The sequence below is a fragment of the Bradyrhizobium sp. genome, assembly GCF_019242285.1.
GTDB lineage: Bacteria > Pseudomonadota > Alphaproteobacteria > Rhizobiales > Xanthobacteraceae > Bradyrhizobium.
Map to the genome: position 1 here is coordinate 1 of NZ_JAFAVV010000616.1, position 11,414 is coordinate 11,414.

General features: G+C 66.1%; 9 protein-coding genes. 6 read left to right on the forward strand and 3 right to left on the reverse strand.

The window, feature by feature from the left end:
* Positions 1 to 456: 456 nt before the first annotated feature.
* Together JOY90_RS25295 and JOY90_RS25300 are read right to left on the reverse strand one after the other, a co-directional pair.
* Entirely contained in the window at positions 457 to 1,803 is a 1,347-nt protein-coding gene (locus tag JOY90_RS25295) for a S41 family peptidase (RefSeq protein WP_291693837.1), read from the reverse strand.
* Between the two features lie 57 nt (positions 1,804 to 1,860).
* Positions 1,861 to 3,045, reverse strand: coding sequence for an NADH:flavin oxidoreductase/NADH oxidase (locus tag JOY90_RS25300; protein ID WP_291693838.1), 1,185 nt, complete (start codon positions 3,043 to 3,045; stop codon positions 1,861 to 1,863).
* 182 nt (positions 3,046 to 3,227) lie between these two features.
* Here JOY90_RS25300 and JOY90_RS25305 point away from each other — a divergent pair, with 182 nt between their 5' ends.
* Both JOY90_RS25305 and JOY90_RS25310 read left to right on the forward strand, forming a co-directional pair.
* On the forward strand, positions 3,228 to 4,361 hold the full coding sequence (locus tag JOY90_RS25305; protein ID WP_291693839.1) for an alpha-hydroxy acid oxidase: 1,134 nt from the start codon (positions 3,228 to 3,230) through the stop codon (positions 4,359 to 4,361).
* An 8-nt stretch (positions 4,362 to 4,369) separates the two neighbouring features.
* Positions 4,370 to 4,999 carry an HAD-IA family hydrolase gene (locus JOY90_RS25310; protein ID WP_291693840.1) on the forward strand — a complete coding sequence of 210 codons (630 nt, stop codon included), beginning with the start codon at positions 4,370 to 4,372 and terminating at the stop codon, positions 4,997 to 4,999.
* Here the strand turns inward: JOY90_RS25310 and JOY90_RS25315 are convergent.
* The gene (locus JOY90_RS25315; RefSeq protein ID WP_291693841.1) at positions 4,945 to 6,147 is read right to left on the reverse strand and encodes an MFS transporter; all 1,203 of its coding nucleotides are present in this window, start codon (positions 6,145 to 6,147) and stop codon (positions 4,945 to 4,947) included. The two genes, JOY90_RS25310 and JOY90_RS25315, sit on opposite strands and share 55 nt — an antisense overlap.
* A 107-nt stretch (positions 6,148 to 6,254) precedes the next feature.
* On the opposite strand from JOY90_RS25315, the gene glp reads away from it, so the two are divergent.
* The 4 genes from glp to JOY90_RS25335 all read left to right on the forward strand — a co-directional run.
* Positions 6,255 to 7,466, forward strand: a complete 1,212-nt coding sequence (gene glp, locus JOY90_RS25320; protein WP_291693842.1) for a gephyrin-like molybdotransferase Glp — start codon at positions 6,255 to 6,257, stop codon at positions 7,464 to 7,466.
* A gap of 143 nt (positions 7,467 to 7,609) precedes the next feature.
* Positions 7,610 to 8,623: an ABC transporter permease gene (locus JOY90_RS25325; protein ID WP_291693843.1), complete on the forward strand. Its 1,014-nt coding sequence runs from the start codon at positions 7,610 to 7,612 to the stop codon at positions 8,621 to 8,623.
* Between the two features lie 36 nt (positions 8,624 to 8,659).
* A complete protein-coding gene (locus tag JOY90_RS25330) occupies positions 8,660 to 9,685 on the forward strand; it encodes a sugar ABC transporter substrate-binding protein (protein WP_291693844.1) in 1,026 nt (341 codons plus the stop codon).
* Positions 9,686 to 9,754: 69 nt separating this feature from the next.
* Positions 9,755 to 11,414 (forward strand): SMP-30/gluconolactonase/LRE family protein (locus tag JOY90_RS25335; protein WP_291693845.1); only part of this gene is annotated, 1,660 nt, incomplete at its 3' end.

Here is an 11,414-nt window from a genome sequence, read left to right on the forward strand (position 1 = left end):
CATCCGGCATTCCCTGCGCCCTCCCCGATTTCGAGGGCGATGCATGTAGCAAGCCTCGGACGAATCCCGTCGCGAGAACGCGAGCGTATGTCCTCTCCTGTCGCACACCCTCCGCTGTCATGCTCCGCGAAAGCGGGGCATCCAGCATTCAGAGACGTCAGTGCTCGAATCGATAGGCCGCGGCGTCGTGGGTCGCCCGGTCCCGCCTACGCCAAAGGCTTCGGCGGGCTCGCAAGCCGGACGACGACATCGAATGCTGTTTGAAAATGTTGAATCTGAACTTCGCGCACGCCGCTGAGCGGCGTTGCCGGCCCGGCGGGTTTGAACCGCAGGCTCGGCTAAGCTTGGCCGAAGCTCGGAGAGCGAAGGCGAAGCGCCACCCTTCACGGCAACGCCGTCGGGATCATGGTGGGCACGACGCCATCGCGTCTGGCCCGCCCTCCCGCGACCGCCGCTTTAGTTCGGCACCGACGATTTCGGCGCCGGCGGGGTCGGCTGCACGTCGGCGTTGACGGTGATGCCGCGCAGCAGGTTGTAGGCCGCGTGCAGCGCCTTGTCGTCCTTTTCGTCCGGCGGGACGTAGGACTGCGAGCCGGTCTGCTCGGCGCCTTCGGCCGAGAGATGGCCGCGCATCGAGGCCTCGCCGCGGATGTCGGCACGGCCCTTCAGCTCGTCCGGCACGTTCTGCAGGATTTCGATGTCGGGCGTGATGCCCTGGGCCTGGATCGACCGGCCGGACGGCGTGAAGTAGCGCGCCGTGGTGAGCGCCAGCGCGCCATTGCCGGCGCCGAGCGGAATGATGGTCTGCACCGAGCCCTTGCCGAACGAGCGGGTGCCGATCAGGGTCGCGCGCTTGTGATCATGCAGCGCGCCGGCCACGATCTCGGACGCCGAGGCCGAGCCGCCATTGATCAGGACCACGAGCGGCTTGCCCTTGGTGAGGTCGCCGCCATGCGCGGTGAAGCGCTGGGTCTCCTCGGGGTTGCGGCCGCGGGTCGAGACGACCTCGCCGCGCGGCATGAAGGTGCTCGAAACCGACACCGCCTGATCGAGCAATCCGCCCGGATTGTTGCGGAGGTCGACGACATAGCCGGCGAGCTTGTCCTGCGGAATCTCCTTGTTGATGTCGGCAACCGCCTTGTGCAGGCCGTCCGTGGTCTGCTCGTTGAACGAGGTGATGCGGATATAGCCGATGTCGCCGCCTTCGGTGTGGAAGCGGACGGGCCGTACGCGGATGATCTCGCGGGTGAGGGTGACGTCGAGCGGTGCGTCCTTGCCCTTGCGGACGATCTTCAGGTGCGTCTTGGTGTTGACCGCGCCCTTCATCTTGTTGACAGCCTGCTCCAGCGAGAGCCCCTGCACCGCCTCGTCGTCGATCTGGGTGATCAGGTCGCCGGACAGGATGCCGGCCTTCGCCGCCGGCGTGTCGTCGATGGGGGCCACGACCTTGACCAGGCCGTCCTCCATCGTCTCCTCGATGCCGAGCCCGCCGAACTCTCCGGAGGTCGTCTCCTGCATCTCGTGCCAGGCCTTGTCGTTCATGTAGCGCGAATGCGGATCGAGCGAGGTGACCATGCCGTTGATGGCGCCCTCGACCAGCGAGCTGTCATCCGGCTTCTCGACATAGTCGGCGCGGACCCGCTCGAACACTTCGCCGAACAGATTGAGCTGGGAATAGGTATCGGCCGCGCTCGCCGCCGCCTTGGCCCTGGCGATCCAATGTTCGCTCTGCGGTCCAGTGACCAGCAGGGTCAGGCCCATGCCGGTCAGCGAGCCCAAAAGAAATAGGAAATTCTTCCGCATCGTGTCCGCCGCTTTCCGTGCCTGCCTGGGGAGACAATTAGGGTTGAAATATTGAGGTCACAATACCTTTCTGTTTTCTTCAAGGCCGACTTCAAGGCCGACCTGCCAGGTCGAGGGCCGGGTCCCGAACCCGCGCTTGTGCCTCGTCCCGAGCCACCAGCCGAACTGCGGCGGGACATGACGGAACGATCCCTCGACGCCCAATTTCAGGGCAGCGTCCATCGGCCAGTTCGGATTATTGAGGATTTCCCGGCCGATCGCGATCAGATCTGCCTGCCCTTCCTGCAATATCCGCTCGGCCTGGTCGCCGTGGATGATGAGCCCGACCGCCATCGTCATGATATCTGCATGGCGGCGGACATACTCCGACAGCGGCACCTGATAGCTGTATTTGATCTCCCTGCCCAGGATCGGTGCCGCATCTGTGATCCCGCCGGAGGAGCAGTCGATGACATCGACACCCCTGGGCTTGAGGATTTTCGCGAGCCGGACGCTCTGTTCAGGCCCAAAGCCGGCGTTGTCCTCGACCGACAGCCGCACGAACAACGGTTTGTGATCGGGCCAGCAGCCACGGACCGCCTCGACGACCTCGGTGATGAAGCGCATCCGATTCGATTCGGAGCCGCCATATTCGTCCGCGCGCCGGTTGGACCGTTCCGAAAGGAACTCGTGCACGAGATAGCCGTGGGCCCCGTGCAGCTCCAGCACGTCGAAGCCGGCGGCCTCGGCCCGCCGCGCGGCGTCGGCCCAGGCCTGCACCAGGTCCTTCACCTCGCCCCGTTCGAGCGCCCGCGGCGCCGGCCACTTCTCGCCATGGGCGATCGCGCTCGGCGCCACCGGGCTCCAGGCATCCCAGTCGTCGATCTCAGCCGTTGGAGCGAGCGGGCCATCGCCTTCCCATGGGCGCCTGGCGCGCGCCTTGCGTCCGGAATGACCGAGCTGGATGCCGGCGACGGCGTTCTGCTCCTTGATGAAACCGGCGATCCGCCTGAGCGGGGCAATGAAGACATCGTCCCAGATGCCGAGATCGCCGACCGTACCGCAGCCACGCCGCTCGACCTTGGTCGATTCGACGATCACGAGGCCGGCGCCGCCGGCGGCGAACTTGCCGGCGTTCATCAGGTGCCAGTCGGTCGGAAAGCCTTTCACGGCCGAATACTGGTGCATCGGCGGCACGACGATGCGGTTGCGCAAGGTCACGCCGCGGATCGTGAAAGGCGAGAACAACGAGAACTCCGACATGGCCCATTCCTCGAGAGCTTCCGCAGCCGACGATACCGGGCACGATCTCAGCCGCATAGCGGCAAACACTTGCCGTATCGTTTGTCTCGCCCCGCAAGCCATGCAATTTTGGGATGGCGTCACGCCGCCGGACGCGATACGCGAACAACAAGCTATTGGGAATTTGCGGGAGGACTGACAGGATGAACGAGGCGACCCCGATCCGGCCGACGCGCAACGTCGAGCTTGGCGCGAGCAATGACACGTTTCAGAACCTCCACGAATTCGTGCGCAAGGCGCGCGCCAATCTCAACCAGAACGCCTGGGACTACATCGTCGGCGCCGCCGAGACCGAGACCACGATGCGCCGCAACCGCATGGCGCTGGACGAGATCGCCTTCCGCCCGCGCGTGCTGCGCAACGTCGCCAAGGTCGATGGCTCGGTCGAACGGTTCGGGCGCAGGCTGCGTCTGCCGGTGATGCTGGCGCCGGTCGGCGCGCTGGAAATCTTCGATCCCCATGCCGCGGCCGCCGTGGTGCGCGGGGTCGGCAGCTTCGGCGCGGCCCATATGCTGAGCTCGGTGTCGGAGCCGGGCCTGGAGAACACCGCGGACGCCTCGCCCGACGCCTGCCGGCTGTTTCAGCTCTATGTGCGCGGCGATGACGCCTTCGTCGAGGATCACGTCGGCCGCGCCATCGCGAAGAACTACGCCGCCTTCTGCCTGACCGTCGACACCGCCCATTACAGCCGGCGCGAGCGCGACATCGCCAAGCGCTACGTCCGGGAAAGCCGGATGCGCTCGACCGGCGGCGACTTCCAGAAGGGGCTGGAGTGGCGCACGGTCAAGCTGATCAAGGACAAGTTCAAGATTCCGCTGGTGATCAAGGGCATCGCGACCGCCGAGGACGCGTTGATCGCGCTCGATCACGGCGTCGAGTGGATCTACGTCTCCAACCATGGCGGCCGCCAGCTCGACCACGGCCGCGGCGCCATGCACGTGCTGCCGGAGATCGTCGATGCCGTGAAGGGCCGCGCCAGGATCATGGTCGACGGCGGCTTCTGCCGCGGCAGCGACGTCGTGAAGGCGATCGCGCTCGGCGCCGATCTCGTCGGCATCGGCCGCCTGCAATGCTGGGCGCTGGCGGCGGCCGGCGAAGCCGGCGTGCTGCGGATGCTGGAGCTTTTGGAGGACGAGGTGATCCGCTCCCTCGGCCTGCTCGGGGTCACGTCCTTCACCGAGCTCGACAGATCCTATCTGCATCCGGCGACCGCGACCAACCCGCCGAGCGTGTTCAGCGCCTACCCGCTGCTGGACATCGAGCACTATCGCTATTGAGGCATCGGATGAGCTCTTCCCGCCTCTCGCCCGGCGACGCCGATGCGCTGTTGTTCGATCTCGGCCGCGTCGTGCTCGACATCGACTTCGGCAAGGCGTTGTCGTGCTGGGCGGGGCACGCCGGGTGCGCGCCAGCCGACATTGCCGCACGCTTCATCCGCGACGAGGCCTATCGACAGCACGAGACCGGCAAGATCAGCGATGCCGAATACTTCCGGAGCCTGCGGAGCGCGCTTCGCATCGAGCTGTCGGACGCGCAGTTCCTGGAAGGCTGGAATGCGATCTTTGCCGGCGAGATGCCCGATATCGCGACGCTGCTGCCGCGCGCCGCAAGGCACCTGCCGCTCTACGCCTTCTCCAACACCAACCGGCCGCATGTCGCCTATTTCTCGCAGGCCCATGGCGACGTGCTCGGCCATTTCCGAGAAGTCTATTTGTCGTCGACGATCGGGCTGCGGAAGCCGGACGCGGAGGCCTATGATCACGTGGTGCAGGCGATCGGGGTACCGGCTTCCCGCATCGTGTTCTTCGACGACAGTCTCGAAAACGTCGAAGGCGCGCGGGCCTGCGGCCTCAAGGTGGTTCACGTCAGATCGTCCGCCGACGTCGCCGATGCGCTCGCCGCTTTGGGGATATAGACCAGCCTTCGGGAACCGATTGGAATCAGCAGCATCATGACCGCCAGCACGGCAAGCGCGACATCGAGATTGGTGGCCTTGGAGACGAAGCCGATCAGCGCCGGCCCCGAGAGGACGCCGGCATAGCCGAGCGTCGTGATCGCCGCGATGGCGTGACTGGACGGAACGATCGTCTGCCGGCCGGCGGTCGAAAAGAGCACAGGAACGATATTGGAGGCGCCGAGCCCGACCAGCATGAAACCCAGGATCGCCAGGAGTTTGGAGGAGGTCAGCACGGCCAACAGGAAACCCGTCGCGGCGCCCGCGCCGCCGAAGCGCAACACCCTGCTGCTGCCGAGCCTGGTGACGATTCGATCACCGGTGAGCCGGCCCAGCGTCATCGCAAACGCAAAGGCGGCGTACCCGAAGCCCGCCTGCGCCGGCTCGGCGCCGCGCGCGGTGGCCAGGAACAGCGCGCTCCAGTCCAGCACCGCTCCCTCCGCCAGAAAGCAGATGAAGCACAACGCCCCGATCAGGATGATCGGACCTCGGGGCAGCGCCAGCAACGGCCCGGAGCTCCCTTCCTGGCCGGAGGAGGTGATGAGATGACGTGCGGAGATGGCGAGCAGCATGAGCACCACGAGCGCAACGCCTTCGGCGGCGACGAGCGACGACACGGCGAGGCTCAGGAGAAGGCTGACACCGCCCGCGCCGGCTATTCCGCCGACGCTGAACAGACCGTGAAAGCCGGACATCAGCGCGCGGCCGCTCTGCCGCTCCACCACGACGGCCTGCACGTTGATGGCGACGTCGATCGCGCCGATCGCGATCCCGAACGCGAACAACGCAATCGCAGCCGATTCGACCGTCACAACCAGGGTCAACACCGGCAGCACAGCCGCCGCCAGCATGGCGGTGACGACGATCACCGAACGGCAGCCATATCGCGTCGTCAGGATGCCCGCCGCCGGCATGCCGACGGTCGAGCCGGCGCCGAGGCAGAGCAAAAGGAGGCCCAAGAGCCCATCGTCGATGCCGAGGCGGCTCTTGGCGTAGGGCACGAGCGGCGCCCAGGCGGACAGGACGAATCCCGCAATGAAGAACACGATACGGGTGGCAACGGCCTCGCGCGCGTTGGCGCGCGCGGCCTTCGGGTGGGCGGTATCCATGGAACCCCATCGCATCATTTTCCAGGCCGCGCAGCATTTTTGTCGGCATTTTGCGCCGCGCCCCGCTCTCGGCTAGAACGCTACCGCTTTGGATCTGGAGCCTTGCCGTGGCGCTGATACCGGTTGCCGATGCCCTTGCCGCGATCCTCGATGGGGCTGTGCCGCTGCCCGAGCAGATGGTCGCGCTCGATGCCGCCTTTCATCGCGTGCTGGCGCGCGACGTCGCGGCGCTCCGCACCCAGCCGCCGCAGGCGATGTCGGCGATGGACGGCTATGCCGTACGCGCGGCGGATGCCGCTTCGGTCGACGCAAGGCTCAAGGTGATTGGCGAGGTCGCGGCCGGCCGGCCGTTCGACCGCCCGATCGGTCCGGGCGAAGCCGCCCGCATCTTCACCGGCGGCGTGGTCCCGGACGGCGCCGACAGCGTCGTGATTCAGGAGGATACCGTCGTCGACGGCGCGAACATCACGATCACCGAGGCGGCGCGCAAGGGTCAGAACGTCCGTGTCGCCGGCGTCGATTTCAGGAAAGGCGACGTGCTGCTCGAGGCCGGCAGCCGCCTCACCGACCGCGACCTCTCGCTTGCCGCCAGCATGAACCATCCGGAATTGCCGGTGTGCAAACGGCCAAGGGTTGCGCTGCTCGCAACCGGCGACGAGCTGGTGATGCCGGGGAGCGATCCCGGTCCCGGCCAGATCATCTATTCCAACGGCTACGCGCTGCGCGCCCTCGTGCGCGCCGAGGGGGCCGACACCATCGATCTCGGCATCGCCGCCGACACCGTCGAAGCCACCACGGCCGGCATCCGTCGCGCCCGCGACGCCGGCGTCGACATGCTGGTGACGACCGGCGGCGCCTCGGTCGGCGACCACGACCTGGTCAAGCAGTCGCTGGAAGCCGAGGGCGTCGAAATGACGTTCTGGAAGATCGCGATGCGGCCGGGCAAGCCTATGATGCACGGGAGGCTGGGCGGGATGCGGGTGCTGGGCGTCCCCGGCAATCCCGTGTCGTCCTACGTCTGTGCGCTCCTGTTCGTCGTGCCGCTCGTCCGTGCCTTGTCCGGACGCTCGGCGATCCGTCACGTCCGCGAGCGCGCCCTGCTCGGCCGCGAGCTCCCCGCCAACGATTCGCGTGAGGACTATCTGCGGGCCAGGCTTCAGACGCGGGCCGATGGCGCGCTGGTTGCGACGCCAATCACCCAGCAGGATTCCTCGCTGCTCGGCCATCTCGCGCTCTCGGGCGCACTGGTGGTCCGCCCGCCCTTCGCGCCGGCCGCGAGCGCGGGCGCGCCCTGCGAGATTTTGCGCCTGCCGGAATAACTCCGCGCAGCATTTGACATTTGACGCGCGGCGCGAAGCCGTGGAAAGCTGATGCACAAGAACAAAGAATCTGGAGGGAGTGATGCGCCCGGCTGCCGCCTCGCCTGATCCTGCGCGCATGCCATCGGTCGCGGAGACGCGCCGTGGCCGTTGAGTCTCCGCTCGCACCTGCAAACGCTCCGCGGGTCCGTCTCGGGCTCGCCAAGCCGACCCAGGAGCAGATCGTGCTGTTGATCACGATCGCACTCCTGCTTGCGTTCGGTTTCACCCTGAACGGCTTCGCCTCCCTGGCCAACATCCTCAATCTTCTGCGCAGCATCTCGATCCTCGGCATTCTCGGGCTCGGCATGGGGCTGATCGTGATCAGCCGCGGCATCGATCTCTCCGAGGTCGCGATCATGGCCGGCTCCTGGTCGATCGCGCTGATCGAGATCCAGAAGGGCGTGCCGGCCGGCTGGGCCTGCGTCATCGCGCTCGCGCTTGCGCTGATGATCGGCATCGTCAACGGCGTCATGGTCGCCTTCGTCGAGGCGCCGGCGCTGTTCGTCACGCTCGCCGCCGGCTTCGTGATCTACGGCCTCGCCTTCTGGTTCGCGCCGGCCTGGGTGGTCTATGCGCCGAACGATGCGCCGGCGCTGCTGTTCCTCGGCGCCGGACAACTGTTCGGCGTGCCGATGCCGATCTTCGTGTTCGCGGCGGCCGCGCTCGTCATGCACCTGTTCCTGTCCCAGACCTCGATCGGCCGCTTCATCTATGCCCAGGGCGACAACCCGGAATCGGCGCGGCTCTCCGGCGTTGCACTGCGGCCCCTGATCGTGCTCGAGCATGCGCTGGTGGCGCTGCTCGCCTGGATCGCCGGCCTGGTCTGGATCGGCACCACCGGCAGCATGCAGATGGCGATCACGCAGGGCACCATGATCTTCGACGTGATCCTGGTCGTGGTGATCGGCGGCATCAGCCTGGTCGGCGGCCGCGGCAGCGTGTTCAGCGTGGTGGTCGGCTGCGTGCTGATCGGCACCCTGCTCAACGCCTTCACCATCATGGACGTCAACAGCGAGGTGCAGAACATCATCAAGGGCATCGTGCTGCTTGCGGCCATCGTGCTCGACAACTGGCTGCATCCCCGCGACGAGGAGACGGCGCGGCAAGGCGACTGAAAATACCGATACACAATCACAAACCGGGAGGGGTTCATGAAGATGCTTGGAAGGACATGGATGGCGGTGACGGCGGGGCTTGCGCTCGCCGCGCTGCCGCTGATCGCGACCGCGCAGGAGGAAGGCGGCACCAAAACCGCGCGCGAATTGCGGGCCGACTACGACAAGTCGCTGAAGGGCAAGACCGTCGCCTTTCTGCCGATCGCACTCGGCGTGCCCTTGCAGGACGAATGGAACCGCGTGCTGCAGGAAGAGGCGGAATGGCGCGGCGTGAAATACGTGGTGCGCGATCCCAACAACAACCCGTCGGCGATGCAGCAGGCGCTCACCGCACTGGTCGATCAGAAGCCCGACGTTCTGATCGTGCAGAATCCGAGCGTGACGCTCCTGATGAAGGACCTGAAGCGCGCCGAGAGCCAGGGCACTCACGTGATCCAGATCAACATGTCCTCGAACTACAAGTCCAGCGCCTTCGTCGGCGCCGACTGGAACGAGATCGGCAAGATCCTGGCGACCGACGTGGTCAAGGAATGCGGCACCGGCTCGGGCAAATCGGGCAAGGTGCAGATCGTCCAGGGCGAACTGACGGCGGCCGCGAGCGTCGACCAGATCGCCGGCATCATGGAGGTCTTCAACAAGGATTCCGCGATCAAGGTCGTCTCCAACCAGGCCGCGAACTGGGACGCCAACACGGCGCTCAACACTACCGCGACCGTGATCCAGCAGCACCCCGATCTCTGCGCCAGCGTCGGCTTCTGGGGCATCATGGAATCGGGCGCCGCACAGGCGATCCGCAACGCGGGCAAGATCGACCAGGTCAAGGTCTACGCCTCCGGCGAAGGCTCGACGCTCGACTGCGACCAAGTCAACCAGGGCAATTTCTTCAAGTTCCTGAGCTACAAGGCAACCGAGCAGGGCCACGACCTGATGTTCGCCGCCGCGACGCTCCTGGAAAGCGGCGAGAAGCCCGGCACCAAGCATCTGGAATACTACACCCGTCCGATCTGGATCGATAAGGGCAATGCAAGCGGCGCGAACTGTTTCGCGCTGCCCAAGAAATAGCGTCACGACGTGACTTGCCGGCCCGCGCCATGCGGGCCGGCGCTCTCCGCCTCACGAAGGTTCGTTTCGATGTCCATGACGACGACGGAATCCTGGGATTCTTGGGCGGCCTCGGTCAGGCGCTTCTCGCCGCGCCTCCTGCTGTCGGAGCTGTTGCTCAAGCAATGGTTCGAGCCAGTGATCCCGTTCACCGTGATGATCGGTCTCTGGATCTATTTCGCGCTGACGGTGCCGGACTATGCGACGGTGCAGAACACGCTGTCGCTGCTCCGGCTGTTCGCGGAGTTCGGCTTCGTCGCGCTGGCGATGGCCTTCTGCCTGATCAGCGGCGGCATCGATCTCTCGGTCGGCGCGATCTTCGCGTTCTGCAATTTCTCGGCGCTGTATTTCCTCCTGGTGGCTGAGCTGCCGGTCGGCCTCGTGATCGCGGCGACGCTCGCGGTCGGCGCCGCGCTCGGCAGCCTCAACGGCCTCCTGATCGGTTTTCTGAAGACGCGGCCGTTCCTGACGACGCTGGTCACGCTGATCATCCTGCGCGCCTCGGTCAACCTGCTCAACACCAGCTACGCGCAGGTGTTCGCCACCAACTCGGTCGATAGCGACGCCTGGGACTTCATCGGCGGCGGCAGCGTGCTCGGCATTCCGATCAATGCGGCGACCCTGTTCATCACCCTCCTGGTCTGCCACATCTTTCTGTCGCGTTCGCGCTATGGCTGGCATCTGACCGCGATCGGCGCGAGCCGCAAGGCGGCGCGCCATGCCGGCATCCGGGTGCGGCTGATCCTGTTCTTCACCTATGTGCTGTCGGGCACGCTCTGCGCGGCGAGCGGCATCTTCTATGCGGCGCGGCAGGCCTCGACGGATTCGACGACCGGCGTCGGCTGGGAATTCCAGGCGCTGACCGCGGTCGTGCTCGGCGGCGTCTCGCTGGCCGGCGGCAAGGGCACGGTGTGGCGCGCCATGATCGGCGCGCTGATCGTGTTCCTTCTGATCAACGGCCTGGTGCGGATGGGAATCCCGGGCTATGTCACCTCGGCCGTGATCGGCATCATCCTGCTCGCCGCGGTCGGCATCGACGTCAAATGGTCGAAGAACCGCGGCAAGGCGATCCAGAAGATCTACGTCAACCCGGCCTTCATAGCGCTGGCGCATGCGCCGTCGGTGCAGCGCGGCGCGGCCTCGCCCTACGCGCAGAACGACCGGCTCATCAAGGCGCAGGCGATCGGCCTCGATCAGGTCGAGGGACCCGAGGACGTCATCCTCGACCGGCAGGACCGGCTCTACGGCTCGACCCGCGACGGCAACATCATCCGCTTCTCGGGCCGCAATTTCGAGACAAGGGAGGTGTTCGCCCATATCGGCGGAAGGCCGCTCGGCATGCAGTTCGACCGCGAGGAGAACCTGATCGTCGCGGTCGCCGGCATGGGCGTCTATGGCGTCAAGCCTCACGGCGAGGTGTTCAAGGTCACCGACGAGACCAACCGCACCTGGTACAAGCTCAACGACGATTCCCGCCTGCGCATGGCCGACGACCTCGACATCGGCCCGGACGGCAAGATCTATTTCAGCGACTGCACGACGCGCTACGAGATGACGACCAACACGCTCGACATCCTCGAGGCGCGGCCGAACGGCCGCATGGTCTGCTATGACCCGAAGACCAGGACCACGCGCACCATCATCAACCATTTCTATTTCCCGAACGGCGTCTGCGTCTCCCATGACGGCA